This window comes from Halomonas sp. NPDC076908, assembly GCF_050269715.1.
Classification (GTDB): domain Bacteria; phylum Pseudomonadota; class Gammaproteobacteria; order Pseudomonadales; family Halomonadaceae; genus Vreelandella.
The window spans coordinates 1-15,035 of sequence record NZ_JBNNIW010000057.1; the positions used below are offsets into that span (position 1 = coordinate 1).

15 protein-coding genes and 1 pseudogene are annotated in these 15,035 nt (G+C 48.5%); 5 read left to right on the forward strand and 11 right to left on the reverse strand.

The features are described from left to right. Window positions 1-87: 87 nt before the first annotated feature. A pseudogene (locus ACQKE4_RS19320) lies at window positions 88-897 on the forward strand (IS3 family transposase); the annotation flags it as partial. Window positions 898-1,197: 300 nt separating this feature from the next. Further along, on the forward strand, window positions 1,198-1,626 hold the full coding sequence (locus tag ACQKE4_RS19325) for a very short patch repair endonuclease (RefSeq protein ID WP_427389884.1): 429 nt from the start codon (window positions 1,198-1,200) through the stop codon (window positions 1,624-1,626). 258 nt (window positions 1,627-1,884) lie between these two features. Here ACQKE4_RS19325 and ACQKE4_RS19330 read toward each other — a convergent pair whose 3' ends face one another. From ACQKE4_RS19330 to ACQKE4_RS19375, 10 genes are all read right to left on the reverse strand, one after another. Then, window positions 1,885-2,868: a DNA cytosine methyltransferase gene (locus ACQKE4_RS19330; RefSeq protein WP_427389885.1), complete on the reverse strand. Its 984-nt coding sequence runs from the start codon at window positions 2,866-2,868 to the stop codon at window positions 1,885-1,887. A 708-nt stretch (window positions 2,869-3,576) separates the two neighbouring features. Then, complete coding sequence (locus tag ACQKE4_RS19335; RefSeq protein WP_290673839.1) at window positions 3,577-4,251, reverse strand: HAD family hydrolase; 675 nt, start codon at window positions 4,249-4,251, stop codon at window positions 3,577-3,579. Beyond that, complete coding sequence (locus tag ACQKE4_RS19340; protein ID WP_290673837.1) at window positions 4,248-4,484, reverse strand: tautomerase family protein; 237 nt, start codon at window positions 4,482-4,484, stop codon at window positions 4,248-4,250. Before ACQKE4_RS19340 ends, ACQKE4_RS19335 begins: the two co-directional genes overlap by 4 nt. Window positions 4,485-4,501: 17 nt before the next feature. After that, window positions 4,502-5,344, reverse strand: a complete 843-nt coding sequence (locus tag ACQKE4_RS19345) for a hypothetical protein (protein WP_290673835.1) — start codon at window positions 5,342-5,344, stop codon at window positions 4,502-4,504. 59 nt (window positions 5,345-5,403) lie between these two features. After that, the gene (locus tag ACQKE4_RS19350; protein WP_290673833.1) at window positions 5,404-6,177 is read right to left on the reverse strand and encodes an AfsA-related hotdog domain-containing protein; all 774 of its coding nucleotides are present in this window, start codon (window positions 6,175-6,177) and stop codon (window positions 5,404-5,406) included. Between the two features lie 30 nt (window positions 6,178-6,207). Next, window positions 6,208-6,819, reverse strand: a complete 612-nt coding sequence (locus ACQKE4_RS19355) for a hypothetical protein (RefSeq protein WP_427389886.1) — start codon at window positions 6,817-6,819, stop codon at window positions 6,208-6,210. A gap of 108 nt (window positions 6,820-6,927) precedes the next feature. Further along, window positions 6,928-8,523 (reverse strand): IS66 family transposase, encoded by a 1,596-nt coding sequence (gene tnpC / locus ACQKE4_RS19360; protein ID WP_035560460.1) that lies wholly within the window; start codon window positions 8,521-8,523, stop codon window positions 6,928-6,930. 56 nt (window positions 8,524-8,579) lie between these two features. After that, window positions 8,580-8,915 carry an IS66 family insertion sequence element accessory protein TnpB gene (gene tnpB / locus ACQKE4_RS19365; RefSeq protein ID WP_035560887.1) on the reverse strand — a complete coding sequence of 112 codons (336 nt, stop codon included), beginning with the start codon at window positions 8,913-8,915 and terminating at the stop codon, window positions 8,580-8,582. Between the two features lie 32 nt (window positions 8,916-8,947). Then, window positions 8,948-9,268, reverse strand: a complete 321-nt coding sequence (gene tnpA / locus ACQKE4_RS19370) for an IS66 family insertion sequence element accessory protein TnpA (RefSeq protein ID WP_035560457.1) — start codon at window positions 9,266-9,268, stop codon at window positions 8,948-8,950. Window positions 9,269-9,525: 257 nt separating this feature from the next. After that, window positions 9,526-10,416 carry a LysR family transcriptional regulator gene (locus ACQKE4_RS19375; protein WP_427389887.1) on the reverse strand — a complete coding sequence of 297 codons (891 nt, stop codon included), beginning with the start codon at window positions 10,414-10,416 and terminating at the stop codon, window positions 9,526-9,528. A 97-nt stretch (window positions 10,417-10,513) separates the two neighbouring features. Here ACQKE4_RS19375 and ACQKE4_RS19380 point away from each other — a divergent pair, with 97 nt between their 5' ends. Genes ACQKE4_RS19380 through ACQKE4_RS19390 form a run of 3 tightly spaced genes read left to right on the forward strand, consistent with a single transcriptional unit; the run spans window position 10,514 to window position 13,090 of the window. Next, entirely contained in the window at window positions 10,514-11,497 is a 984-nt protein-coding gene (locus tag ACQKE4_RS19380) for an aldo/keto reductase (RefSeq protein WP_427389888.1), read from the forward strand. Next, complete coding sequence (locus tag ACQKE4_RS19385) at window positions 11,494-11,874, forward strand: carboxymuconolactone decarboxylase family protein (protein WP_427389889.1); 381 nt, start codon at window positions 11,494-11,496, stop codon at window positions 11,872-11,874. Before ACQKE4_RS19380 ends, ACQKE4_RS19385 begins: the two co-directional genes overlap by 4 nt. 28 nt (window positions 11,875-11,902) lie before the next feature. Continuing rightward, window positions 11,903-13,090: an MFS transporter gene (locus ACQKE4_RS19390; protein WP_427389890.1), complete on the forward strand. Its 1,188-nt coding sequence runs from the start codon at window positions 11,903-11,905 to the stop codon at window positions 13,088-13,090. Window positions 13,091-13,269: 179 nt separating this feature from the next. On the opposite strand, the gene ACQKE4_RS19395 is transcribed toward ACQKE4_RS19390, so the two are convergent. Further along, complete coding sequence (locus tag ACQKE4_RS19395; RefSeq protein ID WP_427389891.1) at window positions 13,270-14,376, reverse strand: hypothetical protein; 1,107 nt, start codon at window positions 14,374-14,376, stop codon at window positions 13,270-13,272. Window positions 14,377-15,035: the final 659 nt, after the last annotated feature.

The following is a 15,035-nucleotide window of genomic DNA, read 5'->3' on the forward strand; positions in this document are numbered from 1 at the left end:
AGGATGGCAGGAAGCAGTACAAGGTCTCGCCGGAGTTATTGAGACCTCTCCGGGACGTGAAGTAGGTCAACTACGTCTTGGAATGAACGCTTACGCTTTAAATACTGGAGACAACGTTCAAAAAGACCTGTGTGTGCCACGAAGACTAAGGAAATAGCCAAGGTCAGAGAGCTCTTTCGCGAGAGCGAAGGCTCTGCAGGGGCGCGCAGCATCGCAGAGATGGCGACAAGGCAGGATGTGCCGTTAAGTCGCTATCGCGCTGGCCGCCTGATGGAAAAGCTTGGCCTAATTAGCTGCCAAGTGCCTGGGCACACCTACAAGAAAACAGGTGATGAACATGTTGAGGTACCGAACCACTTAGCGCGTCAGTTTAACGTTGAGGCGCCCAACCGCGTTTGGTGTGGCGACGTCACATATATCTGGACTGGCAAACGCTGGGCTTATCTAGCCGTTGTCATGGACTTATTTGCTAGGAAAACGATTGGCTGGTCGATGTCGTTATCACCCGATAGCGAACTCACCAGCAGCGCATTGAAAATGGCTTATGAGAGCCGTGGGCGGCCAAAAGGGGTTATATTCCACAGCGACCAGGGCAGTCATTATACGAGCCGTAAGTTTCGTCAGACACTCTGGAAATGCCAGGTAAAACAAAGTCTAAGCCGACGTGGTAATTGCTGGGATAATGCGCCAATGGAGCGTTTCTTCAGGAGCTTAAAGGTTGAATGGGTGCCAACGTATGGCTATCGCTCATTCTTGCAGGGGCAGCATCATATCGTGAACTATTTAATCGGGTATTACAGCCAGCTTAGGCCTCACCAGCATAACGGTGGTATGAGTCCGAACCAGGCAGAGGAAAAGTACTGGGTTAACTATAAAGCGGTGGCCAGTTTTACTTGACCACTACACTCGCAGGCCCGGGGTAACGTTAAAAATCTTGTAAAGAACAATAAAGGCAATCGTTTCAGGTTCTTGCCTGGCACTTTTTTTCTCCCAGACTGTATTATCGATTTTCAGCAATTACTTAATCTTCCGAAAGTTGACGCAGATAAATATGAGGTTGTTTGTTCATTGGACAATCCTTATCGTGAGGAGATTCTGCAGTTGTTTTCTAACTACTATGGAAGAATTGGAACTCCAGATTACGAATTTGATTCTATTTGGGAAAAGATTGATCAAACTTTTACCCCGGATTAAACTATGGAATATGACGTACTGACCGTTGAACAACGTTCTTACTGTATGTCACAGATTAAAGGTAAGAATACCAAGCCTGAATTAGCTCTCAGAAAGGCTTTGTGGAGCTTGGGTTACAGATATAGAGTCAGAAACCGGTTGCCAGGAAAGCCTGACTTGGTTTTTCCATCATCGAGAACAGCGATTTTTGTTGACGGTTGTTTCTGGCATAAATGCCCAGATCATTTTGTGGAACCTAAAACGCGGACTCAATTCTGGTTAGATAAAATTAATGGTAACGTCGCCAGGGATCGACGAAATAATGAATCTCTAAGAGCGGATGGGTGGCAGGTTATCCGAATTTGGGAGCATGAAATTAAAAAGTCTCTAGCAAATACAGTTGACCGTGTGGTGTGTGTGCTGGAAATGAAAGGAAGCAGTCTTTACTTTTAAATTTTTTTAAATATTTAATGGTTTGACTCGGAATAACTAATACATTTTTCATTGTGTTATCTATATTCACGTCCGAGATAACCCTCGCTATGTGTTAAGTTTAATTATGCGTGAGCGCAAGATGCGAGCTAGTGGCTAGTGATAAAAGTGCCAATTTATCGCCCGTGCTTTTATTCACGAAAAGTAATGAGGGCAGAGGGTTATCTGATTCTTCACTGTTTAATGAGTTACGGCCAAATCGGTTTCAGCTAGATACATTCAGGAAGCAAGGCCTATTTGATTATCTTCGATTAAAGTAATTTTTTTGAAGATCATTTCCATGACTGGAGAGCAAACACCGTTGCCACAAAGTTTAACCTTGTCCCGTCGACTGCCGTGAGAGAGGAGATGTCTAGAGCCTGCACCCATAGCTTTCAGTAGCTCTGGTGGTTGCAGCATCCGAAGGTATGGAATGTCATTTTCCCAAGTGACTAGGCCAAATCTGTCTATGGTAGTTACTGTGCGGAGTGGTGCATCAAGTGATTGCCAGCCTCCAGCGTAATCTGACCCGTAGTAAACGATAATAAAATCTTTTCCTCTTCCCAGAGCTTCAATAGCCCTCTCAGCCCTATCGATCGTTGCTTGTGCTCTCTTTTCCCTATAAAGAGGACGGCTTTTGTAAACACCAGACCAGTCAATAATTGACCGAGCAGAATTAACACTTTTAGGGCGTAACGCGACTAGATCTTCCTGAGCAATAACAGACCCTTGCAGGTCGCAAACTAAAAACATACGTTTGCGTGCCTGCGGAACTCCAAAATCGGCTGAATTAAGGAGCAAGTCATTTACGGTATAGCCATATGACTCAATAGCGCTAACCAGCTCTTGATGCCGCCCCCACTTTTTCATCCTGTTCACATTTTCCACAATCAGCCAGCGTGGCTTCATTGTTTCGATCCAGGGAATTATGCCAATAGCTGTTTCTTTGCTTAGCTCACAACCTGGCTTGGCTCCCCGAGCGATCGAGTGAGAAGTGCATTCGGGTGAAGTTAATAGCACATCAGGCTTGTATTTTTTTGCCAGCTCAATTGGATCTAAGTCTTCGATAGGTGAGCAGATGACTTCTGAAGAAGGAAAATTGCTCTTATATGTGGATGCGGCAAGCTGCCAAGCATCAACGGCAAGAATTGGAGTAGCTCCTGCCTTGACAGCTCCCCTGGCACCAAAGCCACCACCACAAAATAGATCCACGAACTTGAGCATACAGCCTTCTTCAATTGAGACGTTTTTGAACGATGAGGCATGTTACCAGGTTTAAATTTTTCCTGCCTATTTTGTCGTGGATATATTTCGAATAATCCTACTGTTCACTCCCCACCACAATCATCACCATCGCCACAATTGAAAGCACTATACCCAACATACTGGCACCGCTGACTCTTTAATTGCGCACCAGTGAGCCAAGCACGACCCGTATCAGTGGGTACATCGACACAATCACGATGCTGATATTGGCAAGCTGGTCTTGCCGCGATAACTATCAAGCGTCGTCGTCACCCCTAGATCGCTGATACCGTTCACTTCAGTTGCGAAGAGTGGAGAGTATTTTCGTGCTGGGGTGCGTGTTGATCAAAGAGCAGGCCACATACGGCGCCGCTAAGTATACTGACTGCGATGCCATAGAAAGTGCTTGGTTCAGAATTTGGCCAAGTCGTTAAGCTGCAAGGCAAACCCTAAGCTTGCACCTAAACCATATGGTAGACCGCTCTGGTGCCGATACCCATCCGCGTTTTTCTCGAATTACCAGCGGTGGTTGCGACGGCTGTCCAAGTCATATCTGGCGTCAATTTGAGTCAGTTATCTGTCTCCGATGCACCACTGCATTTTTGGCGATAAGCAGAGAGTGGGGCGCTGACCCTAGTGCCTCTAACTTGCGTTTTAAATTACTACGCTTATTCTTTCCATCCAGAGCTATTCGGTCGCGATGACACGCCAATTGGCAATAGCCGCGTGTTTTGCCAGACTGCTGCCAGTTCCCACTACGACCGGATAGCCGACGACATTAAGCATATGCAGATCAGAAATATCATCACCGAATGCGTAGCAGTGGTGTGGAGATGTGTCTTTTTGTTGAAGGAAGTTCTGGATTGCTAATGCCTTGCCCCTGCCAATAGTTTGAGGGGATATAATATTCCCTGTATACAGTCCGTCTTCACCTATTTCTAGCTTGGTTGCAAGAATATGGTGCGTTTTCAGAGAGTTAGCTATTGGTTCGAGAAGGGCATGGAAAGAACCCGAAATGAAAACTGGAGTGATTCCTTCCGCTTGTAGACGCTTAAGTTCTTCTATCACTGGTGCAATAAAGAGATCATCAGGATGTTGCAGGCGCTCCATTGCCCAATCCGCCCCGGCCCGCTTAAGCATTTGTGGGTCGACTCCTGTGAAATAACGGTAATAAGAGCGGTTGAGTTCTTCCCTTGTACGGCCCTCTAAAAGCATGTGTGAAAATTCAGTCTCTAAATCATCGTGCATATCAGGGCGAAGCAAAACTTTGTAACACCAGTAGTGATAAAACTCGAACATGCTTTTAATTTTGATTAGAGTTTCATCGACATCGAAAAAAGCAAATCGAATTTCAGTGTTCATTCTTTCTTCTCCTCGACATAAGTTTTCCGACGGCTTTGAGTCTGAAAAGTTGGATCCGATCCTAATATTCCAGCATCAGCCCATCGGGACGGCTCTACTTCGGTCAGGTAGGCACTTATCTTATCGAGCGGCACACCAGTGACACGATGCATAGCAGCAGTGACCTCTTCGAGAAGAGCCTGGGCTTTTTCCTGGTCTGCTATCTTAAATGTAGAAATGTGAATAACAGGCATAGCGTCTTCTCTCCAAATCAGGCTTGAGTGATAAGCTCATCGAACATTGGCTTGCGAAACTTGAGTTGGGCATGGATGTCCCCGCCCAGTCCATAGCGACCAATTGCTCCTCCATGACTCATCTGATCGCTCATCCACAGCACGACCACATTGACGATTCGATTCGCTCCAGCAATATTTGGCGATGGGAACGGGTTCGGCAAAATAACGTCATACTGCGCAGATCCCTGATGATCGGTTACAAATACATTGGGCACACCTAGGGGCCCAGGGCGTGTTGGCCCAGCGGGGTCTAGATCATGCTGACGCAAGCTCATAATGGTATACAGTGAGCACGGTATTAGTCCCTCTAGCAGGAAAGTAAAGCGTCCCGCGCGTCCGTTATCTACTATTTCTACGGTGAGCTCACCACGGGCACGCATCCAATCTTCGAGGGTCACAGGTTGCTGCAATTGTCGGCCATGTTCTGGCTTCAGGTCGGGGATGGGCACTTTATGAAAAGCATAGCTCGGTCGGCTTTCCGAGTTTGCGTCTGGATATTGCTCTGGTGCGAAGAGCATAGGATAGTTGGTGCACGGTAGGGGCAGAGGAAGTGTGTGTAGCACTTTACCTGCAAGGTGCTTGGGTAAATAGTCATCGAAGCTTTCGACAATATCGTAGGGCGCCATCCCGCCGAAAGGCGGTATTGCACTATTTTGTGAGACGATCGCGCAGCCCCATTGAGTTTTGCAGCCGCCTGCAGAATTGGGGTGGCTTATAGCGCCGATGACAATGAAGTTCCCGTTTTCGTCCATTACCTCACTGGGTGGATAAAGGGGCCCTTGCGTCGTTAGGCTCAACTGGTAGGTCTGTGTGTGCATATTAACCCTCCTGCGAGTAGGTCGGGACATATAGTCCCGACCTACTTCATTCAAAAACTTCATTCCGCGACAGTAATCGAGGAAGGTTGTTGGAATTCACTAAGGAATACCTTGGCAGTGTCTCTCGCCAAGGCAGCCTCACGCTCAGAGATGATCCAGTCAGGGTACACAGTGAATGAGATTGAAGATCTGGTACGCACATCTCCACCCTGGATGGTATCGATTTCCACAGAGAACTTTTTTCGCCGATCGTTGATGTCTTTCGAAACTATCCGATAATCAATATGCGAGTAGACCGGGAATACGAATCCCTTAAACTCTGTTGTCATGGAGTTAATGACAAAATAAACACTTTCCTCAGTATCATTTTTGAAGAAGGTTTCAGTTACTGCCAGGAAGGCTTGGCGCGATGCTTCTATCAACACCATGCCCTGAACATGCTGTCCTGTCTGGTGATCCCCCATCAGCTCTGAATTTTCGTCAATGCAGAGATCCATTCGGAAACGGTTCTCGTCCAGCTGATGAGGAGTACCTATTAGCGTGTTGTGTGGAAATCTCTTGTGAGATAGACAAGGCTGGGCTGGGCGAGGACGAAATGCGAGTGCAGTGGCATCCCAGCGATGAGGTGAAATGCGCTGAGCATTGATCTTGGTGGTTAGTTCTTCTATGTCGTTATCTGAGAGACCCAGTCCCGGTATCAGCTTTAATGTTCCCGGAAGAATGTGCTCGGGAATCTCGAGCATAGCGTTGAGTTGACTAACTGTGATGGCCTTCTTGTCGGCGGTAAAGTCGACAAACTTGTCTGAAACAAGAATCAAAGTTTCGCAGGTCATATAAACCTCCTAAAAGCTTTTCATATCCCATTAGGCTGTCAAGTGTGATAGCGCCCGATAGGTTTTAGTGTAAAGCCCCTCTGAACCACCAGTGATATATTGATCGCCAGCCTGCTGGACGATTTCACGGTAGCGATCCGAGGAAAAAACCGCGTTGTAACTTTCCGGGTCCGCTGAGAAACCTGAGACAAACATCACACCGGGCTGACCGCTGATCACTGAGTGATACGCTAGGAAGGCTTGAACCTCGTCTGCATTACGTACTACATCGAAGATTGTCTCTTCGCGCCACTGACGGTATTCGTCCATCGCCTCTGGCTTGACTTCGACATGTCTTAATTGAATGTAGGGAGTTGTTGGAAGAAGTGTGGCGATATCTTTGGGTGCTTCAACAAAATCCAGCAGCTCTCGGCGTACGTCTCCGACAAGATACTCTGAGAATTTCTGAGCAATCGACATAGTTGTGGTAGTCAAAGCCGTGAGTTCAAGATTGGCTTCGAGAGCCCGAAGCTCTAACACTTCGGACTCGTCAAGTGAGGTAAAGATGCGGGACGCATCATTCTCTCCAAGTTTGGTAGCGAGTGCGTCTGCCTGACCGGATTTTACGAAATACCGAGAAATCAAAAGGGTTTGAGAAGGCATAGGTTTCTCCATGGCGAATCGTTGCAGTTAGATAAAGCTCTCAACGAAAATGGAATGTTTATACTGTAAGCGCCAATAAATCGACACACTTGACCTAGCTGTGTTCTGTCACTTTTTTTCGACGGGCGCCAGGTTCACATTCCAGGGCAGCAGCGTTTCCAGTGCCTCCAGCGTATCAGCGGTGGCGATGCGCTCCAGCACATGGTGGATATAGGCAGCAGGCTCCAAGCCATTGGCTTTTGCCGTTTCGATGAGTGAATAGCAGGTGGCACTGGCGTGCGCTCCGCGGGAGGTATCGGCGAACAGCCAGGCTCTTCGGCCAACGGCAAACGGGCGGATAGCGTTTTCTGCCAGAACGTTACTGATGTGCAGGTCGCCGCGCGCGCAATAGCCGATGAGGAAGTCCCATTGGTTCAGCGTATATTCCATCGCCTGACGCGTCAGGCTGCCTTTCATGACGCGGGTGACATTGGCCTCTAGCCAGGCCTTGAAGGCCTCAAGGCGCGGCAGGCTCAGCTCCTGGCGGATACGGTAACGTTCCGCCTCGCTGAGGTCCTTGATCTGCCGTTCGATGGCGTAGAGTTTATTGATATGGCTAAGCCCTACCTCGGCCTTGGCTGGCGTGGCGTTCTTGCCTTTTGCGTTGACCTTGGCCGCCTTAGACGCTTCCACGAACTTGCGCCGCGCATGGTCCCAACAGCCAATGCGGGTAATGCCGTTGGCACGGCATACCTGGCCGTAACCGGCGTAGCCATCGGCTTGTAGGATCCCCGCGAAGTCGTCGAGTAGACGCACCGGCACGCTGCCGCCGCGGGACGGGTCGTAGGCAAAGAGCACTGACGGTTGATCCGGCGGGCCACCTCGGGTGACCCACATCCATTTATCTGACTGAGCGGTCTTGCCGTCTTCCTTGAGCACTTGCAGCCGCGTTTCATCGGCTTGGAGATACGCGCTGCTGTTTTGCACTTCGCGCATCAGCGTGATCAAGGGCGTGAAGACGTCATTCAGGCGGATGATCCAGTTGGCCATCTGCGTGCGGCTAACGGCGTGACCTAACCGCTTGAACATGCCTTCCAAGCGGTACAGCGGTAAACCGTCGGCGTACTTGGACGTGATCACGTACGCCAGCAGTGACGTCGACGCCGTGCACTTGCCTAGCGGATGAACCGGACGCTCCGCAGCGAGGAGGTGGTCGTTGCCCTCAAGTGGGAACACTGCTTTTTCCTGCCAGTATTCGAGGACTTTCAGCTGCGCGGGGATGAACTGGAGCTCTTCTTTTACCTTGGCGAAGAAGGTCTTGGTCGCCCCGACTTTTTCTTCTTCGCTGAGCGTAAGCTCAATACGCTCACGGACCAGCGTGTCGGAGAAGCCACGTTGGCGACGCTGACGTGAGGGACGCGGCGCGTCTTGCTCTTCGGCATCGTCCGGTAACTGATCGCGTAGCGCTTCGATTTCAGCTTCCAGCTCTACCTCATCGAACAGATGGGCCTGATCCGCAGACTTTTCACTGCGCGCGGCGAACTGCTGAATGCGCTGCAAGCGCAGCTTCTCTTCGAGCAATTGAATATAGAGATTACGCTGCTGTAACGCTGTCTGTTGGGCCGCCACCTGTTGCTGAAGCCCCGCCACAAGCTCCCTTACCTCAGCGGCTGAGAGGCCACTGAGATCAGGCATTTGGGAAGGGGCTTCAGCGTGTTTTTTCATGCGTCGATGATAGCAAAATCGACCTGTTAAAGCACTGAAAATCAGAGCTTTATGGCCTACCCGACGCTGTCGTAATGCAGGGTTTTATGGCCGTGCATCAGGGTAATATCGTAGCCATCCAACAGCCAGTTGATCTGCTCGCCGGTCAGCGCCATGATGTCATCCGAGGGGCCGGGCCACTTGAAGCGCTCCTCGGCCAGTGCCTTGTAATAAAGCACGAAGCCATTGTCTTCCCACATCAGGCACTTGATCTTGTTCCGCTGTCGGTTGGTAAAAGCATACAACGCCCCGCTAAAGGGGTTGTGTCCCAGCTCTTGCTCCACCAATAACGCCAGGCCGTTGGCTTGCTTGCGAAAATCGACCGGCGCGCGGTACAGGTAGATCTCGGGCATTTCCCACGCGGGGCGTAAATAGCGCGACCGCTTCACAGCTGCCTCAGGATGTCGCCCAGTAACGCCACATTGCCCGCGTGCAACCCCGTGACCGTAATGCCACCGGGCAGTGAGACTGCAAGTCCCGTGGAATCTATTTCGTTTGCGATGACGGTATTGGAATACGCGACGGTGGCAAAACCAGCGACCGGTTCTTGTGTTGACGATGGACTGGCCAAGAGCTTTTGACGCCAGTAAGCAAACTGATGGTACGTTAGCGCTTGTTGCTTGCAAAACGCCATGCCGGACAAGCCAGAGGTTTGCCATTCGGTTACTTGTTGCTGCCAATATTGCTCACGTTCTTGATGCCTCATGTAACCCCCTCACAAAGTTCTGATGGCATCAGTGTGAGGGGGTAAAAGCGAGAGCGGTAGATGTCGGTTTAAGGGCGCTTACTTTATACTCGCCAATTCCGTCGGGGTGCCATGGAAAGATTGCGACTTTTAGAAAGGTCAGTCTTTAACAAATTTTCTTAATTTGTTTTTCAAAAATGGAAAATATTGATGACCAACATGCTTATGCTGGCTAAATTTATGGGGAGGAGAATTTGAATGGTAAGCAGATACGTCGCTTATCCACTGAGCCGTTCATGATGTCGAGCCACCAGATCTGTGAGAAAGTCAGCAAGTGCTCTGACACGCCGCGATCTTGCAAGGTCTGTTTGAATAACTAGATAGATTGGCTGGTCGACTCCAATGTCTGAGTCGATGCAGACGAGCCCCCAATCGCGTGCAATGAAGTGAGGCAGCACGGCAAGCCCAAGCCCCGCCTTGGTTGCGGATACTTGTGTAGCAAGTGAAGTCGTGGTCAGGGCTGGTTTGCGTCCGCGTAGAATCCGCTCTACCCATTGAGCACCAGGAAGATGTGTCTGCATCTCCCCCCAAGTGATAAAGGTATCCGTGTCGTAGTCACCCTGATCAGGGGTTGATTCTCGGCGTGACTCGTAGTCCGGGCTGCAATAAAGGCCGTACCCTAAGGTACCCAGACGGCGCAGAGTGACATTGCCCCTTTCGGGTCGAACCATCCGTACCGCAAGATCGGCATCTCTTCGATGCAAATTAATGGTCGAGATATCAGTCACAACTTCCACTAAAAGCTCTGGATATTCCGCTCGAAATGCCGGGAGTGCTGGCAGTATTAACCCCGTAGCCAGATTTTCGGCTGTGGCTAGCCGCACTTGACCACTTATCTGCGCTTGAGTGTCCGCACCCGATGAGAAAGCCTGTGCAGCCGCTTCCATTACTTCAGCCTTCTCTACGAGATCGGCGCCATCCTCAGTTAACTGATAGCCCGATTGCTGACGTATAAAAAGAGGAAGTTTCAGGGCAGTTTCGAGTCGCTCGATTCTCCGTGAGAGTGTCGCTATGCCGATGTTGAGTTCCAAAGCAGCCGCACTCAGCGTTCCGCAGCGCGCTACGGCAAGAAATGCCCGAGTATCGTCCCAAACCAGTCCTCTGGGCATGCTATTTCCGATAATGGAAATCCCTTTGTCAGTATCTTGCATTTTTTCCATTTTTTGATCCTGTCACGCTGTAACCTCCATGATTAAGGAGGTCGTTATGAAAAAGCGAACGCTTGGGAAAGACTTCACGGTTTCGGCAATTGGTTTGGGCTGCATGGGTATGAGTGAGTTCTATGGGCCTCGAGATGATAGTGAGTCTTTGCGGGTTTTGGAGCGAGCTGTTGAGCTTGGGGTCGACTTTTTTGATACAGCAGATATGTATGGGCCGCATCATAACGAAGAGCTGATTGGAAAGTTCCTTTCACGTAGCAAGTCTCAAATTCGAATTGCAAGCAAGTTCGGCATCGTGCGCGACCCAGGGGAGTACAAACGTACTTTGGATAATAGCGCTGACTATGCGCGCCAGTCTTGTGAAGCCTCGCTTCGTCGGCTCGGTGTGGAACAAATTGACCTTTACTATATTCATCGCATCAATCCTGAAGAACCAATCGAAGAGACCATTGGCGGGCTGGAGCGTCTTGTCCAATCTGGGAAAATTGCTCGTATAGGCTTATGTGAAGTCAGCGCTGAAACTCTGCGTCGTGCTCATGCAGTACATCCTATCACTGCAGTGCAAACTGAATATTCTCTCTGGTCGCGCGAAGTAGAGAGAGCCGTGTTGCCGACCTGTCGTGATCTAGGTATTGGCTTCGTTCCCTATTCTCCGCTTGGCCGCGGATTCCTAACTGGCCGGTTTCAGAACACCGCTGAACTCGACAATGATGATTTTCGCGCTAATTTACCTCGTTTTGCAAAGGAAGCGATTGGATCCAACCGGCGAATTGCCGACGTGATTGCTGAACTGGCAGAGCATAAGGGCTGCACACCTGCCCAGCTCTCGCTGGCTTGGCTATTGGCACAAGGGCAAGACATCGTGCCGATACCTGGCACTAAGCAACTGCACTATCTCGAAGAGAATGTCGTTGCAGCGAGCATCACGCTCAGTGTGGACGAGCAGCGGCAACTCGAAAAGGCCACGGCATCGTTGCCTGTGATAGGTGAACGCTACACCTCAGAAGGCATGAAAGGAGTGAACGTATGAGTATTTCGACTTCTAATCGACGTACCCAAGCGTTATCCCTCCTTGAGAGGCTTGAGCCTAGTGCACCTGAACGCGTTGCGCAAAATCTTGATGAGTTTCACGAGGACGCAACTGAGATACTACTGGGTTTTGCTTTTACCGATGTAGTGGCTCGTGAAGGGATCTCGCTACATACGCGCGAAATGCTCACAGTCGCTATGCTCGCGGCAATGGGTACGGCTCCGGGGCAGCTCGAGTTTCACATGCGAGCCGCATTGAATACTGGGGTAACTCGTGAAGAGATTGTCGAAATCGTTCTGCAGGTGGCGGTCTATGCGGGTATCCCTGCATCGATGAATGCTATTACAGCGGCGAAATCCGCCTTCACGTCCGTCTAACTTTTTGAACAGAGAAAAGGAGGTTGGCATGTCTGCTCAAAAAACAACTTGGCAAGACTGGGTGGCTGTAGCGGCTCTTGGCGTAGGTAGCTTCACTATTGTTACCACGGAGCTGGCGCCGATTGGTTTGCTCTCTAATATCGGTAGTTCTCTCGGAACGTCTACTTCGCAGACGGGCCTGATTGTTACTCTCTATGCATGGATAGCTGTTGCAGCTGCGCTTTTTTCTGCTGTCGTTCTTTCCCGCATGCCGCGGCGTCCACTTTTAGTTTGCCTGATGTTAATCCTTGCTCTGTCCAGTGGGGTTGCCGCCATGGCTGAAACATTCCCTGCGCTCATGGGCGCGCGAGTGATTGGTGCGCTAGCGCATGGTGCCTTCTGGGCAATGATCGGTACTATCGGTGCTCAGATTGTGCCTCCCCATCGCGTAGGACTTGCCACATCCATCATCTTTGGAGGCGTATCGGCTGCCAGCGTGCTGGGTGTGCCGCTAGCAAATTTGATCGGCTCTATCAGCGGTTGGCGTACAGCCTTTATTGCTGTCGCGGTATTGTCATTTGGTGTCGCAGTCGTGTGTTTCGCCACGCTGCCTAAGTTGCCAGGAAGCGAAAGTTTCGGCGCCGCTGCCATGGGACGTGTGCTGTCTAACCAGCGTTTCATGTGTATCTTTGCCGCCACCGCGCTTGTAGTTACCTCTCATTTCATGGCATTCACTTACATCGAACCCTACCTTGTTGGGCAAAGTGATATCACGCCATCAGTGATTGCGTATTTACTCCTGGCGTTTGGTGGTGCTGGATTGGCAGCCAATGTTGTGACCGCTAGCTTGATCGACCGCTGGCTCAAATCGGTTCTGATGGTTGCCCTTTGCCTCGCTTCGGCAGCACTATGGCTGTTGTCGATGTTATCGGATGTTTTGGGCCTATGGGGCACGGTATTAATGCTTATTATTTGGGGTGGGGGCATCGGAGCTGTTTTGGTGGGATTCCAGACTTGGATTCTTAAGGAAGCAGGTGATGACGCTCTACCGGCCTCTGCAATTTATGTCGCTATTTTTAATGCGGCGATAGGTCTTGGTGCGGTGCTTGGCGCTATCGTGCTGTCGACATCTGGGCTTAATGAGATCTATCTATTCGCCGCTGTTGCGACAGCGCTGGGTACCGCTACTATCGCATTAATGTCTGGCCCAGCGGTTGCAACCTCTCAGGCAGAGTAGTTAAAGACTGACTTAGTAAAGCGGTGGGCCTGTTTTAGTGGCCTGCCGATTTCTCTATCTACTTTGACCATTATTCAACGCCAATTTATAGCCCGATTCACGAGCGTGACAGGCGGTTTAACTTTAAAAGATTGAGCACGATTCCAAGTAATGGTGCAGCCAGAATCGTAGGAAAATTACTATTCATTATTAATTTTGACTAACCAGGAGCTGTCTACCATTAGGCATGATGCTGCTACTGTCCTAAGGCTTTCAACTTCCTCAGGCTTAAAAACGGTATCTTTATTACAAAGTAATACAGAACCACCAGCAGAGTATAGCTGCTTAGCAGCTATGTATTCATTATTGCTATATTTATCTTCCTCTGCTCTCCAAGCCTTGTCCAAGAAAACTCGACGAGAGTTTGTGTCAGGCAAGTAATAGACTCTGTTAGTGGAGTCATTTATACCGAGTAAACCTGCTACATTGAAAGCTGCAACACCAACCGTTGCTGGTATAATTGATAACAGGATAACTGAAAACATAAATAATCCAAATGTTCCGGCCTGAATTTTCTTTTTAAACTCATCATCTTTTGGAAGAAAATAAAAATATGCTGGTATAAAAGTTGCTAGCACGCCGGTGGTAATATAAAAAATAGATTTGTATGTATCATAATTGCTTCCATCCCAAGCATTTAATTGCAAAGTCGCTTTGGCTACAAATATTGTGTATAGAGAGGCACACAGGACAAAGAGACCGGATGAAGCAGAAACGATTAATCTCTCTAAATTCACCTTCAAGGCATTATAGTTGTTTAGTTCATCTTCTTTTATGTGCTTTTTAATATATTTTTTTAGTGAAATATAGGTGAATGAAAACATTGAAAGAAGCAATAGAAAAGAATAAAAATTATCATTTATTTCTATTTTAAAGTAAATTGATAGTAGCAAGGAAAGGGAGAAGATTATTACGATAGATACAGAAGAAACTAAAAGGAAGTTTTTATACTTTTTTTCTTTTCTAGATGGAATATAGGTTCTAAACATGTGGTTTGAGAGTATTAATATAAATGATGGGATGGAGAAAAGTGCAACCGCTAGCATGCCAAATATTGCCCCGAATGCTATAAGGTATATAAAAGAATTATTTTCCGTCAGTGCAGCAATAAAAAGATCGGTGCGCCCAATTAAGTGAAAGTAAAAATATATAAAAGTAAGGTGCAAAACCACACCTAGAAGAGCTGAGAATTGCACTATTCCGCTCAAGTCTATTTTGATTCTGCCCAGCTGGACTTCTTTACACATGCCCGGATTCCATGTCATTTAAATATTAGGGTAAAACTTGGCTATTTTAGGCCACAGTGGTTGCGATGTGATACTCGGATAAATACGCAGCTTACACTATTTTTAGTCTCTGAGGGTAGTGGGTGAGAGTATAAGGTTTAAGAAATCAGCTGCTCGTAGCTCATGCCCCCTTCCTTTTTTTGTTCACAAATAGTTTTTTTGTTATTTCTGTTTAAAATCCATATTATTAACCTTCTGTATGCTATGAAAGTTCCCCAGGTAGTGTATAGGATAGAAGCAGAATTAGTAGCGAATATAGTTGGTATGAGATGTATTGCCATCCCAATAAAATTTTTTAGAACTGAGGTGGCAGCTCGAGTCTTTTCAATCATGTGTGCTATCGGCAGGTTGTAATTCCACAGTCGATGATTTTTATTAAGCAAAATTAAGTCTCCGTGAAGATAAGATTATTTGGCGGAGTCCTACATTTAAGGAAGTGGTTTAGGCAGGCTGCCGCAACAACGGGAAATTAATGTTGCTGCGGCTTAGTGGTCTGATTTGTTTGAACCCATACTTTTTCTCTTCACCTGAATCCGTGAGACCGGCCCCCGGAAGCACTTCTAACCCACTGACCTGCATGGCAATATAGCCATTATCGCCATTCACCCAGACAGTGCCAT